The following is a 17,309-nucleotide window of genomic DNA, read 5'->3' as shown; positions in this document are numbered from 1 at the left end:
CCGGCCGCGACCACTCACGGCCGGTCTTCTCGTAGGAGGCCTTAATGAAATCCCAGAGCTATATGGACCGCGCTCTTCGCGCTCAGGATCCCCGTTATGCCCGAATTCTTGGGAAACTAGGGTATAGGCGTCGCGACATGCAGGCCCACCGGCCCCTTGACCCGGAAAATGAACTGAAGGTTCTGCGCGAGCAGTATCAGGATGTCGTCGGCAAGCGGCCCTACCACGGCTGGGATACCGAGACACTAAAAGCCAAAATCGCTGAAGCGAAGGGCTGATCCATGCGCCTTTTTGGGCTGAACATCTCCCGCGCCAAGGGTACGGACGAAAAAGCATTTTCGCCTGTGGGCCAAGGCCGCGGCGGGTGGTATCGCATTTTCGAGCCCTTCGCCGGCGCCTGGCAGCAGAACGTCGAAGTCCGCTACGACTCCGTTCTGTCGAACCACGCCGATTTTGCCTGTCGGACGCTGATCGCGTCGGACATCTCCAAGCTGCGCATCAAGCTTGTCCAGAAGGACGAGAACGGGATCTGGTCGGAGGTAACGAACCCCGCATATTCGCCGGTTCTGCGCAGGCCGAATCACTTCCAGAACCGCATCCAGTTCATGGAAGGCTGGATCCTGTCGAAGCTTCAGCGGGGCAATGCCCTGATCCTCAAGCAGCGTGACGGGCGCGGCGTGGTCAAAGCGCTCTATGTGCTGGATTGGACTCTCGTCACGCCGTTGGTGTCTGACGACGGCAGCGTCTTCTATGAACTTAAGACGGATAACCTTGCAGGGCTGCCCGCCAGCGTCACGGTGCCGGCCCGCGAGGTCATCCATGATCGGTTCAACTGCTTTTTTCACCCGCTCGTTGGCCTCTCACCCATCTTTGCGGGTGGGCTGGCAGCTACGCATGGCCTCGCGATCCAGAACGACAGCACGCTCTTCTTCCAGAATGGAGCGCAGCCGAGCGGTATCTTGACCGCTCCCGGCGCGATCAGCGACGAGACGGCCAAGCGGCTCAAGGAGCACTGGGAAAGCAACTACTCTGGCAAGAACTCGGGCAAGGTGGCGGTCCTGGGCGATGGCCTGAAGTACGAGGCCATGAGGGCCAAGGCCGTCGATTCGCAGCTCATCGAGCAGCTGAAATGGTCGGCTGAAGTGGTCTGCTCGACCTACCATGTCCCACCGTACAAGATCGGTGTCGGCCAGATGCCGACCTACAACAACGTTCAGGCCCTCAACATCGAGTACTACTCGCAGTGCCTGCAAGTCCTGATCGAGGCCGCTGAGCTCTGCCTCGATGAAGGCCTTGGCATGGGAGAGAACATCGGCACGGAGTTCGACGTCGACAACCTGCTCCGGATGGACACGACGGCCCTGATCAATGCCGAGAAGGAGGCCGTGGGTGCCGGCATTAAGGCCCCGAACGAGGCCCGCAGGCGACTTGATCTGAAGCCCGTCCCAGGGGGCAATAGCCCGTATTTGCAAGAGCAAAATTTTAGCCTGGAAGCTCTCGCGAAGCGCGATGCTCTTGATGATCCTTGGGCGAGCCGCTCGGGCGGTTCACCGGAGAAAGATGTGAGTGAAGAGCTTGATTCTGTTGATGAAAAGCACATTCCGAACTACGCTTTTGCATCGTTAACAAAGATGCTCACTGTCGATGCTGAAACGGTGCACTGATTGCGGGCTCGAGAAGCCAACCTCAGACTTTCACAAGGCGAGAAAGCCACGTGGTGGACGCACTCCTCGGGGAGGGCAGGGGGTAATGGCTCAGTGTAAGGACTGTAGGGCGGAAGCCAGGAAGCCTGGAATTCTTGCCTCTCGCCGGGAAGCTGAAGAGCTTCGGAGCCAGGGCCTGAAAAAGTGTAGTGCCTGTAGCCAGATCAAGGCGACATCCGCGTTCCACGTACGTCGCGCCTCTCCAGATGGGCTCGCGTATAAGTGCATCGAATGTGTTAACGAACACACCGGGGCTTGGCGCCGCAAAAACCCGGGCGCCTTCAAGCAATGGTACTCTGAAAACCGAGAAGAGCGAGCTGAGTATTGGCAGGAGTGGTATGAGCAAAATCGTGAGCACCGTGCAGCAAGTTATGCCGAGTGGGCGCGAGCGAATAAGCACGTTGTGAATGCATTAATTGCAAAGCGGAATGCCGCGAAGTTGCAAGCGACTCCTCCATGGGCAAACCAGCAGGCTATTCGGGCGATTTATGCTGAGGCAGCACGCCTCACGGCAGAAACAGGAATTCCGCATGAGGTAGATCATATCTATCCTCTGCAAGGCGCGACGGTTTGTGGCCTCCACTGTGAGGCTAACCTCCAGATACTGACCAAGACAGAGAACATTCGGAAAAAGAACCGGATGCCCGAGGATCTCGGGTACGTCTAGACCCGCAACCCCTCTTCTAGAGATTAACGAATGAAGCACGCCGACATCGACGCGCTGATGGAAGGCATCGCGCCCGCTATTCGCGCATATATGGAGAAGGCGATGGCTTCGATCACCGTCCGCATGGACGTGCTGGAAAAGCGCTTCAACGCGCTGCCTGCACCGCGGGATGGCAAGGATGCAGACCTAGGCGAGGTTCGCCAGATCATCGCGGAGGAGGTCACAGGGCTCAAGGCGGCCATTGAAGCAATCGAACTGCCGCAACTGCCTGATATCCCGGCCATGGTGACAGAAGAGGTCCAGAAGGCGGTTGCTGCCCTTCCGGCGCCGCAGGACGGTAAGAGCGTCACGGCTGAGGATGTAGCCCCGCTGATCGCCTCCGAGGTCGAGAAGCGCATCAAGGAGATCCCCACGCCCAAGGATGGCGAACCGGGCAAGGATGGAGAGAGCGTCGACCCTGCCGAAGTGCAGCGGTTGGTCTCGGAGGCTGTCGAGAAAGCAGTGGCCGCCATCCCCGTGCCGAAAGACGGCAAGGATGGGAAAGATGGCAAGGATGGCATCGGCATTGCCGACTCCTTCATTGATCGAGATGGCAAACTCATCCTAACAAACAGCAACGGCGAGGCTAAGAAACTCGGTCAAGTCGTCGGCAAAGACGGGGCGCCTGGCAAGGATGGGCGCGACGGCTTTGGCTTTGAAGATCTGACCGAAGAACTGGCCGATGATGGCCGCACGATCATCCGCCGCTATTCGCGCGGTGATGACGTGAAAGAGTTCCGCCACAGGTTCTCAGTGGTCATTGATCGAGGCGTATTCAAGGAAGGCGAGAGCTACCTGCCTGGGGACGGAACTACGTTCGGAGGTAGCTATTGGATCGCTCAAAAAGAAACAACCGAGAAGCCAGGGATAGGTGACGGCTGGCGGCTGAGCGTCAAGAAGGGCCGCGACGGTCGCGATGGGGTAATGAAGGCCGAACCTGAGAAAAAGCCTGTCAAAGTAGGTTAAGCTTTTGTAGAGTTTGCGCAATATGACGTATATCTATGCGCTTGAATGCCCTGTAACTGGCGATGTACGCTACATTGGCAAAGCAGACAGGCCAAGAGTTCGGCTACGTGCCCATATCAACCGTGCGCGCAGCGGGATCGAAAACCACCACTCGGCAAACTGGATCCGATCACTGTTAGCTCAAGGGCAGACGCCGAAGATGACAATCTTGGCGAAAGTCGCACCCGGCGAGGATTGGGCGGCCGGTGCTGATCTCACCAACATCACGCCAGGAGGCGAGGGCGTTGTGCTGAGCGAAGACGGGCGGGAGCGCATGTCAGAAAAGAGCAAGGCTCGTTGGGCGCAAACGGAATATGCAGCCCGCGCTCGGGCATCCCTGAGCGCTGCGATCAAGCTAAAACATCAAACTGACAGCGATTATCGCGAGCGCTGCGCCCGAGGCGCCAAACGAGTGTGGGCAGAAAAGAAGCAGACGATGCGTTTTGTTGTAGACGACGTTCGGGATTGGGTAGCCGCCCAATCTGGGACGGTAGTTTTTTCAGAAGATGTGAGATCTGCATTCCCTCACATCGGGCGCACGATAGTGGCTCGCCATCTGGCCACGTTATGCCATGAAGGTCGTCTTCATTGCATCAGTTTCGGTGTTTACGCGCGATCGTTGGACGATCCCGGCGAAATAGGCCGCGAAATCTGCGCTCGAGCTGGCTTTGGGTTTCAAGCTTGCGATTTTTCGTTAGTGCCAACGAAATCAAGGTTGCGCGTGCGGAGTTCAGCGGCGGATGGGGTTGATCGCGAAATTAAGATTGGGGGCCAATGGCTCGACCTTCGAGATGAGGCGCGTCTGCGCTTCCGCACTGCGCGGCTTGCGGAAGTCAAGCAGCATGAGTCCTACAGGGCAACTCGTCGTGATATCGCCTTGCGGACCTGGGCCGACCCAGGGGTAAGACAGCGTCGAACGGAAGCTATGCGCCTCGCCGTGAAGAAGGGCAGGGACGGTCGCGACGGAGGCGTGAAGGAAGCCAAGCCTGTCGAGCCAGTGCGCGTCGGCATCCCAGTAGAGGCGGTCTGACATGGCTCTCATCACCATCGAACAGGCCAAGCAGCAGCTTCGCATCGACTATGACGATCAGGACGTCGACCTGCGGATGAAAATGGAGCAGGCCAGCGAGATCGTGGTCGATTATCTGAAGAAGCCTCAGCACGGGTGGACTGAGACGACGGTTCCGAAGCCTGTCCAAGCTGCGATCCTGTTGGTGCTGACGGCACTTTGGGACGACCGCACCGGTGCTGGGGGTGGCGACTATCTCGCGTCTAACGGACCGGTCGCACGGCTTCTTGCTCGGTTCCGAGATCCAGCCATTGCCTGACTCAAGTTCGTTGAAACGATAACGCCCCAGCTGATCAGCCGTGCAGGACATCTCAGCCGGGGCGTGTGCGATGCCGGTTGCAACACCGCACACGCTCACTAGCAAGTGAGAGCCAACTGTCAATCCACATGGGTGAGATCCAGAGCAGCCGGACCATCAGTCCATCCGGCTCCTGTCGATGCCGATATCTCGCAGCACATGTGCATTGAACTGCCGCCGCATCGACTCGATGAACTCGAATGTCAGTACGGGTGGCTTTTGATCGTTCGCCGGTTTCCGCGGTATGCGGACGAACTCAAAGCGAAATGCGAACCCTACAAAGGGCAGGGGGAACACAGTCGGTTTCATAGCAGCCTACAGCAGCAAGAGTTTCAATGAGGATTGAGCGCGATCGCATGCAAAGTCGTTCGGACATGAAGCGCCTCCTCTGGCTGTGGCTGTGAAGTCGCGGAATTTTTCGCGGGGCAGTGTTAATACATGATTCTCCGCCGGCAGGCTAGACAGTTACTTGTAAGTAAATTCGGAGCCTGCCGACTTAAAGCATATCCGCGTCGTATGCCGATTGAGCGGAAGTTAGCTGGCTGTACGCTTCAGCGTCCAGCATGCCGCCACACGACTGGTGGGGAAGCTGTGCTGATAGCAGACATCAATCGTGTTCGCATCGCGGATTGAGAGAGTGTACTGTCCATCGTCGTCTGACATGACGCCGCTGCGGTTGTCAGGGCTGATCGCTCCGATGAGCGTCTCTGAGAATTTCCCAGCAGATAATGTCCCGGCGAACAGATTCGCCTTCTGCTCCGTGATCGAATACGTGAACTCGATCTGGTTGGTCGAGAAATTGGGGCCGGTCTTCTCAGCTACTCGGTACGGATTTGAGCCAACATAGACAGCCTGGGTCGATCCCTTCCAGGTGCCGACTAAGTTCGGGGGATCCTCCGCCCGTGCGCCAGTACCAACTACTGTGGCAAGACCACAAATGCCTACGGCAAGTACGAAACGTGAGATTTCAAACATTAGGAGCCCCTTCAGTGTCGTGAGAAGGCATTGTGGGCTGTAATTCGGTAAATTTTCCGTTCTGCTTTGCTCCAGCCCCGTTTGCTTTCGGATAACACATGCCTCGATCCGGTGAACTTCGCGACCGTGTGACCTTCCAAGCCCGTTCCGTTGTGGACGATGGGTATGGCAACGAGGTTTCCGGCCCCTGGACGGATCAATTCACCGTCGCCGCGAACATCGCCCCGGCTCGTGGTCGCGAGGAGGTGCTGGCCCAGCGGCTTGAGGGCGTGCGCCCGGTCGAGATCACCGTCCGGTGGTCGTCTCAGACTGGGCAGATCGCGCCGGAATGGCGCGCCGTGAACGCCCGTAAGCCCGCCGAGATCTACAATATTCACGACATCCGGGACCCTGATGGAAAGCGGATGTGGAACGTCCTCACATGCACCCTAGGAGCGCCGACATGAAGCACGTTCGCTACACGAAGCGGTTCGACTACCGCCCCCGCGCCTCCGTTGTCGTCGCTCGTAAGGAAGGGGACGAGGTGAAAATTCCCGAGGCCGAATACGAAGCCGCTCGTGCAGTCGGCGCCGTGGAGTTGATCGATGGCGAAGGTTCGGAACCGCGAGAAGCTTCTGCGGAAGCTGGCAGCCCTGCCGCAGAAGGTGAGGGATCACGTCGGTCCCGCAATCCGGCAAGGCGCTGATGAAATCGTCGCTATGCAAAAGCGCCTCGCGCCGAAAGACAGCGGGGCACTTGCGCGCTCGATCCAGGCGGTAAGGGGCAGCTATACGCCCGAGAACGCGAACGTGCGCGGCGTCGGCACGACAGGCGAGGGCGACCCTGACCTGACGGTGCACATCGTCGCTGGCAATGCCGAGGCCTGGTACGCCCGGCTTGTGGAGTTTGGCACCGCTCCGCACGAGAACAAGGGCAAATTCGCCGGGACACAGCATCCCGGCACCCGCCCGCAACCGTACTTCTACCCGCCCGTGCGCGCCTTGCGGCGCCGGGTCAAGTCGCGCATCACCCGCGCCACCAAGAAAGCCGCCAAAGAGGCCGCCTCATCATGAGCATTGAAGCCGCACTGCAGAAGGCTATCGTCGGCAAGCTCAAAGGAGACGCCGCCCTGTCGGCAATCATAGAGGGTCGCGTCTATGACCGTGTGCCTGCTGGTGCGAGTCTACCGTACGTCAATATCCGTAACATTCAGGCGGTGGACGATGGGGCGGAATGCATCGATGGGCACGAGGTCTTCATTGACCTCGATGTCTGGTCGAACGCCGTCGGCAAGGTTGAGGCATCCCGGGCAGCCAGCGCCGTGCGCGCAGCTCTCAGCCTCGTACCGTTGGCATTGGATGAGCCATATGCCCTGACCGAAATCGGGCACCGTGACACGAACATCGGCGACGGCGGCGATGGTCTGCTGACCCGTGCCCGCATGACCTTTCGCGCTCTTGTCGAGAGCGCCTAAACCCCTGCCACATGAAGGAGATACACCATGGCGCAGGCCACTACGCTCCCGTTTTCTGCGTTCAAGGTGATGCTGGAAACGGACACCCCTGGCACCTTCGCAGCTCCGTGCGGGCTGACGGAGCGTTCGATCACCTTCAGCAAGGAAACGAACGACACTACGTCGATCGATTGCGATGACGAAGACGCGCCGGCATGGGTCGACCGCGATGTCGTCTCGCTCTCCGCTACCATCTCGGGAGAGGGCGTCATGGCCCGTGAGTCCCTCGAACTGTGGCGCGATGCCTTCACTACTACGGACACCGTGAATGTCCGGATCGAGGTCGGAGGTACCCTGGCACAGGGCGGCGGCTACTGGTCCGGTGCGTTCCACGTAACTTCCTTCGAACCCGGCGCAACTCGCGGCGAGCGCGTTTCAGTTTCGGTCGAAATGCAGTCGAGCGGCCCGGTCGTCTGGACGGATGCCGCCGCATGAGCCGGGATGCCTCGGTAACCCTGGGTTGGGCCGATGGCGAATATCGCTTTCGGCTCGCCATCGGCCAGCTCCGCGAACTTCAGGAGGCCATCAACCGGCCTCGCGTGAAGCTTGGGGCGCCCTTCATTGGTCCAGCAACCCTCTTTGAGGCTCTGCGGTCGAACGATGCCTGGCCGCATGAGGTCCGTGAAGTCATCCGCCTTGGCCTGATTGGCGGCGGCACCAAGCCCGCCGACGCCCTCGACCTGGTGAAACGCTACGTCGAGGATCGTCCGATCACGGAAAGCAGCGTCTATGCGACCCTGATCCTGGGTGCAGCCCTGTTCGGCTCCGAGGAGGAGCCGCTTGAGGGAAAAAGCAAGGCGGCAAAGATGACGGAGACGACCGACTCGCCTTTGCCGCCTTCTACACAAACGGAGCCCTCATCGGAGGCTGGACCCCTCGAGAGGTAGACGAGATGTCCCTCTGGGAATTCTCAGCCGTCGCTGAAGGCTACTCCAAAGCCCATGACCCGAAGGGGGACAAGGCGCTCAGTGCCACAGAGGAAGAGGCTCTGTGGGGATGGTTGCAGAGTTAACCTTCGTGCCGGAGAGGTTGGGCATCAAACGGAGCCGAAAAGTTTCAGATAGGAAGGAATGGGGTCAAATCTGATTGACCTGCGCGCAGCCTTAGCCATATTAGAAGCATCCGATTAAGTCGGATTGGTTTAAACCAGTGAATGGAGGGTGTCATGTCGTGGCTTCTGCACGCTCGTCGAGCCGTTTCATTCATTCTGGTCCTCAAGGGCATGGTTGGCTTCAGCGTAGCCGCTTTGGCTCTGTTTGGCGTAGCTGTGCCTTATTTTGGTTATGAGGCGACTGCTGCTGGTGGCACTGCCGCCGCTGGCGTTGGTGCTCTGGTTGGAGCGGTCCTGGCAATCCGGGGCTAAATGAATCTGCCCGCGGATGAGAACGGCCTCTATGCCTTTGTGATGTTCGGGATGCTCCTTTATCTGGTCGCCCATTACATCGCACGGAGGATCAAGACTGGACGGTTCTCAACTAAAAGTGGCGGCTTCCCCATCACTTCGGTATTCGATAGCGCCACCTTTTCAACTTCCGTCTTGCTGCTCGTAGGCATTGTTGAGCCAAAGGTGCTGGAGTTGATCGGGAATACAAAGCCTTTCCTGATCATCGCAGGTATCGCCGGAGTGGCTTACTCGGTCCATGCTCTAGTCCCAAAAGACGACTGAGCCCTAAGAATGAACTCAGTCCCGTTTCAGACGGGCCTTTTCATGGGCGTCTAGCCCTCAGGGTCGGGTGGGGGGACTGACTTCCACTCCAGCCGATGAATGATCTCAACGACGATCCAGGCAAGCACGATCAATCCGAGCGGAATCGCGAGAGCAAGCGGAATGCCGAAGATCATTCTTGGCCTTGAGAGGAAGAGATGCTTCGAGGATGGTTGCAGGGCTAGCGCGCACTGTTGATGCGGCATTGCGCAGTGGTCATTCCAGGTGAATATCGCGCAGTTGCCTTGCCGAATGCCTTCTCCCCGGCTTGTAGGTTTTGAATGATGCCGGTCTCTGTCGCGAGCGGTGTATCGTCCTTATCGAAGAATGTGCAGTGCGCGACGACCATGCCCAAGGCTGTACCACTATCATTCTTGACGCTGAAATGAGCTTCGATGTGCGCTCGGCTCCGAAGGACATTCTCTGTTTCGATCGTGACAACTCTGGACTGCGCGGTAGCCCCCCCTCCCGATGAAATCAGCAACATTGTGGCGCAAATAGCTTTCTTCATAGAGGTCCCTCGTGGCGCAAGATCTTGAACGGCTGGTTGTCTCATTAGAGGCAAACATAAGGAAATTCGAAAATGAAATGAAGCGGGCTCGGCAATCGACCGATACGGCTATGAGGGGCGTCGAACGTCGGACCCAGCAGGCCACCCGGCGTCTCGAAAGCATCATGACTAACGCGAGCCGCCATATTAACACCGCCATCGGCGGGATGTTGGCGGGGCTCTCTGTCCAACAGGTGGCCCGGTTCGCGGATGCGTATACGAAGGTTCAAAACTCTCTGAAAGTAGCTGGCCTGGAAGGCGAGAGCCTGAAGAACACCTACAGTGACCTATTTGCTATTGCTCAGAGGCAGGCAGCCCCCATTGAAGCGCTGGCGACACTATACAGTCGCCTGAGCTTGGCGCAAAAGGAACTTAATATCACCGCCCCTGAACTGATGCGGTTTACAGAGGGCGTCGCTACGGCTCTTCGGGTCTCTGGGCAGAGTGCAGCAGAGGCCCAAGGGGCGCTCCTCCAGCTTTCCCAGGCATTGTCTGGGGGCAAGGTTCAAGCCGAGGAATATAACTCTCTGATCGATGGCGCGCAGCCTGTTCTCAAAGCCGTCGCGGCAGGCTTGGCAGAAGCCGGGGGCTCGGTTTCGCGCCTGACGGCGCTTGTGAAGGACGGCAAGGTCAGCAGCCAAGCGTTTTTTAGGGCGTTTGAGGCTGGCCAGCATGTTCTTGACGATATGGCGAAGGACACAGTTCCGACCCTGAGCCAGGGAATGGAAAGGGTCTACAATGCCCTCAAAGATGCTGCGGGTAAAATGGATGAGGCTGCTGGCGCGAGCCGCACCTTCGGGGATGCTATCAATTGGCTCGTAGGGGAAATCGGCAAGGTTCCTGCTGGGCTTCAGAGCACCATAGACGAACTTCAGCGCCTGATCAGCCTTTATGAACGCTTAGCCGGGTGGATGAGCACAGTTTCTCAGAGCTCGGTTCCACGTTCTGTCAACGAGGATGGAAGCACCGCAGAACCTCTCGTTTTCAAAGTCTCGCCACAGAAGAAGGCACAGAGGAGATACACTTCTGCGGGTACAGCGGCAGGAGCTGGCCGCAAGCCTGTGTCCCTCGCAGACTTTCCCGTTGATGAAGGCGGGGGCAAGGGGGGAGGAAAATCCTCTCGCGAACGCCAGAACGAACTGCAGCGCGAGATTGAGCAGATCCAGGAACGCACCCGGGCGCTCGATGCAGAGCGCCAGACTGTGGGTATGTCGGCGGGGGATGCTGCGAAGGCAGAGGCCGCATTCCGACTGCTTGAGGCCGCCAAAGAGGCCAACGTCGCGGTCACGCCACAACTAAAAGCGCAGATCGAAACGCTGGCCGCAGCTTATGGTACCGCAACCCAGAAAATCGAAGACGCTCGCGATGCGCAGGATCGGGTCAATGAAGCGATGGAGGATTTCCGGTCCACCGCGCAGGATGCAATCGGTGGCTTTATCAGTGACATCCGACAGGGCGAGACCGCGGCGGATGCCCTGGCGAACAGTCTGGACCGGGTTGTCGACAAACTGATCGATATGAGCCTGAACTCCTTGTTCGATAGCAAGAGTGGGGCTTTGGGGAGCCTGTTCAGCAGTCTCCTGGGCGGAGGCGGCCTGACTATGAACCCAACCGGCCGTGCCGGTGGCGGCAATGTCTACCCCGGTCGGGCCTATACGGTCGGCGAGAGCGGGCGCGAGACCTTCGTGCCGACCACACCGGGCCGCATCATCCCGCACGGCAAGGGGGCTGGTGGTTCCCCAGTGCAGGTCAACGTGATCAACGAGGCCGGTGTGCCGACCGAGACCCGCCGCAACGCCTCGGGGGGCGTTGACGTGATCATCCCGCTCGAAAACGCCCTCGCCGAGCGCGCCAGCCGTGGCAAGGGGGCCTTGTTCAAGGGCATGACCGCCCGCGCCGGCGGCAACGGACTGGTGGGCTGAGATGGCACTCCCTGCATGGCCGGAAGGCCTGAACTACAAACCCCTGGTGAGCAGCTTCCGTGTGCTGGAGGCAACCCGCCCACCGGTCTGGACCGAGTTCGAGGACGGCCCGCCCCTGGCCCGCCGTTCCGGCCTCGCCAACCGGGCCAGGCTCGCCTACGCCATCCACTTCAAGACCTGGGCTGAGTTCAACACCTTCCGGCAGTTCCACAAGGTCACGCTGGCCGACGGCTCGTCCCGGTTCACCATGCCGGTGCATAGCCCGGGCGTGGGCTGCTACCCGGTCCGGACCGTGATGATCGACAACGGTGTGATTTCGGCGGAGCCGGCCGGGCGCGGCTTCATCGTGTCCTTCACCCTCATCGTCTTCGACTGGTGATCATGTCCCTGACCGACGCCATCAAAGAGGCCTATGCCGATCCTGATCTCGCGGACGTGGTGATCGACACCCTGGAGCTCGATCATCCCGCCTTTGCCGAACCGATCCGGATCGTGCCGAACGCCGACAGCGACATGACGCTCGGCGGGCATCTGCACCAGGCGCTCGGCATGTCTATCTCCCTGCAGGGATTCGATGATGACGGCCCGACCACGGGCGTGGTCTCGATCGAGAACGTGTCGTCCATGCTGGTGCCCTACCTGCGGGATGCGGTGCAGGCCGGATCGCCGATCACCGTCACCTACCGGGCCTATCTGGCGAGCAACCTGTCGGCGCCGGGCGAGGTTCGGGGCGGCATGTTTCTGTCGAAGGTGTCCCTGTCGGCCACCACGGCCACGGGCACCCTGGAAGCCTCTTCCAAACATGACCGGCAAGCCTTCCCCCGTCTGGTCTATTCCCTTTCCACCTACAAGGCCCTCCATGGCGGTTGATCTCGGCGCCTATCTCAACGGCCTCATCGGCCGGCCCTGGGAGCGGCGCGGCGTCCATTGCTGGGCGCTGGTGCAGCAGGTGCAGCGCGACCTGTTCGGGCGCGAGGTGCCGCTCGGGCCTCTGGCCGTGCCCGCCCGGGGAAAGCGCCGCGAGCTGTTTTCCATCAATGCCGAGGCCGTCGGCTGGCGCGAGGTCGCGGCACCCGTGCACGGCGCCGTGGCGCGCATGTCGCGCGTCGGCGGCAACCCGGCCGATCTGGAGCATGCCGGCGTCTATCTCGCTCTCGATGGCGGCCGGGTGCTGCACACCGATCATCCGCACGGCGTCGTGCTCGACAGCCTGCTCGAGCTGCAAAAGGTGCGCGGCTGGCTGCCGCGCTGGTTCGTTCCTCTGACCGATTGACCGCATGACCCTGATCCTCCACCGCAGCGACGTGGGCGAAGACCTGCGCGAGCCGCAGACGCTTGTGCCGCGCCGCCGCCGCCTGTCGACCCTGGCCACCCGGCGCCTGCCGGGGCGGCCGTGCATCGTGTCCGTGCACCGGGCGGGCGCCCTGCTGCAGCCGACCGACGAGACCGTGCGCCTGCGCAAGGCGTGGAAGAACACTCTTGTCGGCCCGCACGACACGGTGGTGATCACCTACCTGCCGCTCGGCGGCGCGTCCGGCGGCTCGGGCGGCGGGGGCGGCAAGGCCATCGGGGCCGCGGTTGCCATGATCGCGCTCGCCGTGGCGGCACCCTACATCGCCGGCCCCCTGGCGGCCGGTCTTGGCCTCGGCGCGACCGGCACCGCGATCGCCAGCAAGGTCATCGCGCTCGGTATCGTGGCCGGCGGCGCCTACTTCCTGTCGAAAGCCACCCAGGCCAAGGCGAACAAGGACGAGGACACCCGGCCGGTCTATGGCGTCTCGGGCGGCGGCAACCTGCCGCGCCCGGGCGACCGCATCCCGGTCAATTATGGCCGCATCTGGCACCAGCCCGATCTCTCCCAGGCCGATTACTTCGTCTATACCGGCGGCACGGATTCCGATCAGATCCTGTTCAAGCGCCTGACGCTGGGAGCCGGCCGGTACAAGGTCCACTCCATCCGCGTCGGCCAGGCCCTGATGTGGACGGAGCAGGACGGCCTCGTCGCGCCGTTTACCAATGCCGAGATCGAGTTCATTGCGCCGGGAGCGGCGTCCGGTCTCGTGCCGGGGGCGGTGTATTCGTCCCAGAACGTGGCCGGCACCGAGCTGCCGCGCGCCGATGATGTCATGCCGTGGATGGGGCCGTTCCCGGTCACCGAGCCCGGCGTGGTGACCTCGCGCATTCAGCTCGATTGGAGCTACCCGCAGGGTCACTTCATGACGCATCCGCGCCAGACCCAGAAGCTGCCGGCGCCCTGGGGCGTGGTGTTCGAATACGCCGCGATTGACGAGGATGGGCGTGTCGTCGGCGGCTGGATGCCGCTCTACAACGACAACGGCAACTCGGTCGCCACCCGCGCCGTTCGCACGACAAGGCTCGTCGACGTGCCGCCCGGGCGCTATGCCGTCCGGGGGCGGGCCGCGCATGGCAAGCTCGCTCCTGAGCTCGAGGAGGCCGGCGTCACCTATACCGGCGCCGTGCACTGGGACGGGTTGCGCTCGCACCTGTTCAACGAGCCGCTGCGCCCGGACGTGAGCGAGATCGCCATGAAGATCTCGGCCGAGGCCATGGGCAGCACGATGGCGTTCTCCGACATCTGGGTCGAGACCACCAGCATCCTGCCGGTGAGGATCGGGGAGACCTGGGTCGAGGAGCCGACGCGGAAAGCCGTCTGGATCGCCCTCGATGTCCTGCGTAACCAGACCTATGGCGGGGCCTATCCCGACGGCAAGATCGACCTGGCCACCTTCGGGCACTATGCCAGCACCCTGACCGAGCACGACACCTTCGACGGCGCGATCCGCGGCCCGGTTTCGGTCTATGAGGCGGCGGCTACGGTCCTGGGCGTGATCCGGGCCGAGCCGATCCTGATCGGCGACACCTGGAGCATGGTCCGCGACGAGCCGCGCGCCTACCAGAAGCACGTCATCAGCCGGCGCCAGATCGTCAAGGACACCACCGGGGCCGAGTTCGATCTCGATATGTCGAACGGCATGTCGGACGTGATCGTGGAATACTTTGTCGACGGCGACACCCGCCGCCGGGCCGAGGTCCGCGCGACCATCGGCGCCGAGACGATCACCCCGCGCCGGATCCAGGCCTTCGGGGTCTCGTCGCACGAGCACGCGACCATGCTGGCGCGCTGGTATGCGGCCTCGGCCTATTACCGCCGCGAGGCCCGCACCCTGACGACCGAGCTCGCCGGCCGCATTCTCGGGCGCAATGACCCGGCCATGATCGAGGCCTGGTTCATGGACGGTACGCTCGCGGCGGGAGTCACGGCGCAGGCCGGCCTGTCCCTGACGCTGGATGTGGACTTCACCCTGCCCGCCGGGGCGCATGCGGTCCTGCGCGACCAGCACGGCCAGGAATGGGGACCGGTCGCCATCACCGGCCACACGGACCGCACCATCACCCTCGACAGCGGCGACGTGGCGGTGATCGAGGGCTATACCGGCCGCACGCTCGCCAGCCTGTTCGGCAAGCCCAACCGCCGCCTGCCGGTGACGATCCTGCTCGGCACCCTGGCCGAGCTGTCGAAGCCCTACATCATACGCAGCGCCCGCCCGGAGGGCGAGGGGCGGGTGCAGGTGACCGCCGTCTATGACGCGCCCGAGGTCTGGCAGGTGCTGGGCGAGGCCATTCCCCCCGCGCCACCGATCAAGGTCGTGGTCGACGACGAGGGCCAGCTGACCCCGATCCTGCCGTGGGTGCGCGCCCACGTCCTGCAGAAAGCCACCGCCATCGTCCTCGAATGGTCGGTCGCCGTGGCGCGTGGCTGCCGGCTTTACCGCGTCGACATCGCCTATGGCGACGAGCAATGGCAGAACATTCATGCCGGCGAGGCCACCAGCGGCAGCTACGTGGTCGAGTACCGCGACGAGGTCGATCTGCGCATCCGGGCGGTGGCGATCAACGCCCTCGGCGTGCCGTCCGCCCCGGTCTACACGACGGCGGCGCTGTTCAAGCCGATCATCGACGGCGATATTGCCGACTTCCTCGTCGAGTTCGACAACCTCGTCGAGCAACTCCAGTACGAGATCGGTCTCATCTCCGACATCGGCCAGGGTACGATCGACGAGATGCGGCGGGAGGTGTTCGAACTTTCCGAGCGCATTGCCAACGCGGCGGCGACCCAGGCGGGCCATTCCTACCAGCAGCTGGACCTGGTCAAGGTCACGCTGACCGAGAATGTCACCCGTGCTTTCGCGGCAATCGAGCGGGAAACCGAGGTCCGGGTCAGCGAGCTCGAGGCCGTCGCGCGGATTCTCGAGACGCTGGCGGTCCGGCTGAACGATGCCGAGGCGCAGATCACCGAGGAGCGCACGGCGCGCGTCGATGCCGACGAGGCGCTCGCTGATGTGACCGACCGGCTGCAGGCCCGGCTGACAACGGCTGAGACGAACATCACGGCCGAAGGCACGGCGCGGCAGTCGCTGACCACCCGCGTCACGACGGCCGAGGGCAAGATCGAGACCCTCAACACGTCCTATACCGGGTTGAACTCCCGGATGAAGAACGCCGAGGGCGACATCAGCGGGCAGGCGACCCTGGTCAACCAGCTGACCACCAGGGTCACGAACGTCGAGGGCGTGAACTCGTCGCAGGCACAGAGCATCCAGGCCCTGGGCACGCAGCTGAATGGTCAGAGCGCCACCCTGACGCAGTACGCGCAATCGGTGGACGGCATCAAAGTGCAATGGGGCGTGGTCGGCACTATCAACGGCCAGACCGGCGGCTTCCTGTTCCAGGGGGTGCGCCGCCTCGACGGCGCGGTGCTCTACAGCCTGAACATCTCGGGCGACGTTCTGGTGAGCGGCACGATCCGCGCCCGCCACCTCGCGGCCGAAACCATCATCGCCAGCAGTGCCCAGATCGGCAACCTGGTCGTCGACAACCTGAACATCGCCAACGGCGCGGTCAGTAACTCCTCGGGGTCACAAGGCGACGCCAGCGCCTCTGTCAGCCTGCAGGTCCGTTCAGGGGCTCGCGTCGCAGTGTTCGCCACGTACTACGGATCACCCGGCACGCCACGCCCGATCGGGTCGAGCGGCATTATGACCGTCCAGCGCCATTATGGCTCGGGGGCTTCGGTGCTGCGGTCGATCACGAACAACCACTGGATCAACCAGACCTCCGCCAGCGTGTTCTTCCTTTCGACCACGGTGTTCCTAGTGGACACCCCGCCCGCCGGCCTTGTGGGCTACAGCGTCAGCAACACCTACGGCGGCGGCGTTGCCATTGTTGCGATCGAGCTCAGCAAATGAAACAGGATCGTCAGGGCGTTCCATTCGACTACTATGAATACTCCGATTTCGTGCGGTTCGATCCGTCAACCGGCGAGATCACCGAACACGGCACCATGCAGAAGGGCGTGATCCGCGAGCTGATCGAGCAGGGCCAGCCGTACCTGATGCGAGGCGGCAACCGCTTCGACCATTACGTCAAGGACGGGCGGCGGCGCACCAAGTCATCCTGCCCGGCGGCGCTGGTCGGCATGACGCTGATGAACCTGCCGAGTCCGTGCTGGATTGAGATTTCCGAGGCCACGACCGGTCTTCAGATCTACGAGGAGACGGACGCGGCGGTGGAGCTCTCCTTCGATTATCCCGGCACCTACACGATCCGGGTGCTGTCGGTGCCCTACACCCCGGGCGAGTTCACGGTGACCGTCGATGGCTAAGAAACTGCACCACAGCACGGACTACCGTCCGCACCGCGCAGCCGCTTATGCGCCCTCTGGCGATGCGCTCGACGCAATCCAGAAGGGCTTCCGCGCCCTGCTTGACCAAGGCATCCCCCTGCCACCCGAGACGGTGGCATGGGTCGAACACTGCGAGTCCGTGAAGGCCCGCTTCAAGAAGCCCCCGCACAAAGGCTGATC

Annotated in this window: 20 protein-coding genes; 18 read left to right on the top strand and 2 right to left on the bottom strand. The window is 61.8% G+C overall.

The window, feature by feature from the left end; translation table 11 throughout:
• The first annotated feature begins 44 nt into the window (after nucleotides 1-44).
• The 5 genes from ACFOYU_RS11335 to ACFOYU_RS11315 all read left to right on the top strand — a co-directional run bounded on the left by ACFOYU_RS11335 (nucleotide 45) and on the right by ACFOYU_RS11315 (nucleotide 4,742).
• Nucleotides 45-278: a hypothetical protein gene (locus ACFOYU_RS11335; protein ID WP_377033624.1), complete on the top strand. Its 234-nt coding sequence runs from the start codon at nucleotides 45-47 to the stop codon at nucleotides 276-278.
• Nucleotides 279-281: 3 nt separating this feature from the next.
• Entirely contained in the window at nucleotides 282-1,664 is a 1,383-nt protein-coding gene (locus ACFOYU_RS11330; protein WP_377033623.1) for a phage portal protein, read from the top strand.
• Between the two features lie 736 nt (nucleotides 1,665-2,400).
• Nucleotides 2,401-3,375 (top strand): hypothetical protein, encoded by a 975-nt coding sequence (locus ACFOYU_RS11325; RefSeq protein WP_377033622.1) that lies wholly within the window; start codon nucleotides 2,401-2,403, stop codon nucleotides 3,373-3,375.
• A 22-nt stretch (nucleotides 3,376-3,397) separates the two neighbouring features.
• Entirely contained in the window at nucleotides 3,398-4,444 is a 1,047-nt protein-coding gene (locus ACFOYU_RS11320; protein WP_377033621.1) for a GIY-YIG nuclease family protein, read from the top strand.
• Between the two features lies 1 nt (nucleotide 4,445).
• The gene (locus tag ACFOYU_RS11315) at nucleotides 4,446-4,742 is read left to right on the top strand and encodes a head-tail connector protein (RefSeq protein WP_377033620.1); all 297 of its coding nucleotides are present in this window, start codon (nucleotides 4,446-4,448) and stop codon (nucleotides 4,740-4,742) included.
• Between the two features lie 573 nt (nucleotides 4,743-5,315).
• Here ACFOYU_RS11315 and ACFOYU_RS11310 read toward each other — a convergent pair.
• On the bottom strand, nucleotides 5,316-5,756 hold the full coding sequence (locus ACFOYU_RS11310) for a hypothetical protein (protein ID WP_377033619.1): 441 nt from the start codon (nucleotides 5,754-5,756) through the stop codon (nucleotides 5,316-5,318).
• 98 nt (nucleotides 5,757-5,854) lie between these two features.
• Between ACFOYU_RS11310 and ACFOYU_RS11305 the strand changes: the two genes are divergently transcribed.
• The 6 genes from ACFOYU_RS11305 (at nucleotide 5,855) to ACFOYU_RS11280 (ending at nucleotide 8,914) form a co-directional block, all read left to right on the top strand.
• On the top strand, nucleotides 5,855-6,202 hold the full coding sequence (locus ACFOYU_RS11305) for a phage head closure protein (RefSeq protein WP_377033618.1): 348 nt from the start codon (nucleotides 5,855-5,857) through the stop codon (nucleotides 6,200-6,202).
• A 138-nt stretch (nucleotides 6,203-6,340) separates the two neighbouring features.
• Complete coding sequence (locus ACFOYU_RS11300; RefSeq protein WP_377033617.1) at nucleotides 6,341-6,808, top strand: HK97-gp10 family putative phage morphogenesis protein; 468 nt, start codon at nucleotides 6,341-6,343, stop codon at nucleotides 6,806-6,808.
• A complete protein-coding gene (locus tag ACFOYU_RS11295; RefSeq protein ID WP_377033616.1) occupies nucleotides 6,805-7,209 on the top strand; it encodes a DUF3168 domain-containing protein in 405 nt (134 codons plus the stop codon). Before ACFOYU_RS11300 ends, ACFOYU_RS11295 begins: the two co-directional genes overlap by 4 nt.
• A 27-nt stretch (nucleotides 7,210-7,236) precedes the next feature.
• Nucleotides 7,237-7,683, top strand: a complete 447-nt coding sequence (locus tag ACFOYU_RS11290; protein ID WP_377033615.1) for a phage tail tube protein — start codon at nucleotides 7,237-7,239, stop codon at nucleotides 7,681-7,683.
• Nucleotides 7,680-8,135 (top strand): gene transfer agent family protein, encoded by a 456-nt coding sequence (locus ACFOYU_RS11285; RefSeq protein WP_377033614.1) that lies wholly within the window; start codon nucleotides 7,680-7,682, stop codon nucleotides 8,133-8,135. Before ACFOYU_RS11290 ends, ACFOYU_RS11285 begins: the two co-directional genes overlap by 4 nt.
• Before the next feature lie 476 nt (nucleotides 8,136-8,611).
• Nucleotides 8,612-8,914, top strand: a complete 303-nt coding sequence (locus tag ACFOYU_RS11280; RefSeq protein WP_377033613.1) for a hypothetical protein — start codon at nucleotides 8,612-8,614, stop codon at nucleotides 8,912-8,914.
• Nucleotides 8,915-9,134: 220 nt separating this feature from the next.
• Here the strand turns inward: ACFOYU_RS11280 and ACFOYU_RS11275 are convergent, their stop codons facing one another.
• Nucleotides 9,135-9,464 (bottom strand): hypothetical protein, encoded by a 330-nt coding sequence (locus ACFOYU_RS11275; protein WP_377033612.1) that lies wholly within the window; start codon nucleotides 9,462-9,464, stop codon nucleotides 9,135-9,137.
• A gap of 11 nt (nucleotides 9,465-9,475) precedes the next feature.
• Here ACFOYU_RS11275 and ACFOYU_RS11270 point away from each other — a divergent pair, with 11 nt between their 5' ends.
• The 7 genes from ACFOYU_RS11270 to ACFOYU_RS11240 are packed head-to-tail and all read left to right on the top strand — an operon-like array spanning nucleotide 9,476 to nucleotide 17,307.
• On the top strand, nucleotides 9,476-11,425 hold the full coding sequence (locus tag ACFOYU_RS11270) for a tape measure protein (RefSeq protein WP_377033611.1): 1,950 nt from the start codon (nucleotides 9,476-9,478) through the stop codon (nucleotides 11,423-11,425).
• 1 nt (nucleotide 11,426) lies between these two features.
• Nucleotides 11,427-11,804 carry a hypothetical protein gene (locus ACFOYU_RS11265; protein ID WP_377033610.1) on the top strand — a complete coding sequence of 126 codons (378 nt, stop codon included), beginning with the start codon at nucleotides 11,427-11,429 and terminating at the stop codon, nucleotides 11,802-11,804.
• Nucleotides 11,805-11,806: 2 nt separating this feature from the next.
• Entirely contained in the window at nucleotides 11,807-12,295 is a 489-nt protein-coding gene (locus ACFOYU_RS11260) for a DUF1833 family protein (RefSeq protein WP_377033609.1), read from the top strand.
• Nucleotides 12,285-12,698, top strand: a complete 414-nt coding sequence (locus ACFOYU_RS11255) for a glycoside hydrolase (RefSeq protein ID WP_377033608.1) — start codon at nucleotides 12,285-12,287, stop codon at nucleotides 12,696-12,698. Before ACFOYU_RS11260 ends, ACFOYU_RS11255 begins: the two co-directional genes overlap by 11 nt.
• A 4-nt stretch (nucleotides 12,699-12,702) precedes the next feature.
• Nucleotides 12,703-16,692: a host specificity factor TipJ family phage tail protein gene (locus ACFOYU_RS11250; protein ID WP_377033607.1), complete on the top strand. Its 3,990-nt coding sequence runs from the start codon at nucleotides 12,703-12,705 to the stop codon at nucleotides 16,690-16,692.
• A complete protein-coding gene (locus tag ACFOYU_RS11245) occupies nucleotides 16,689-17,108 on the top strand; it encodes a hypothetical protein (RefSeq protein WP_377033606.1) in 420 nt (139 codons plus the stop codon). Before ACFOYU_RS11250 ends, ACFOYU_RS11245 begins: the two co-directional genes overlap by 4 nt.
• A complete protein-coding gene (locus tag ACFOYU_RS11240) occupies nucleotides 17,101-17,307 on the top strand; it encodes a hypothetical protein (RefSeq protein ID WP_377033605.1) in 207 nt (68 codons plus the stop codon). Before ACFOYU_RS11245 ends, ACFOYU_RS11240 begins: the two co-directional genes overlap by 8 nt.
• Nucleotides 17,308-17,309 lie beyond the last annotated feature (2 nt).

The sequence above is a fragment of the Microvirga sp. GCM10011540 genome, assembly GCF_042650665.1.
GTDB classification, from domain to species: domain Bacteria; phylum Pseudomonadota; class Alphaproteobacteria; order Rhizobiales; family Beijerinckiaceae; genus Microvirga; species Microvirga lenta.
This window is presented reverse-complemented; position numbering and strand designations above follow the sequence as displayed.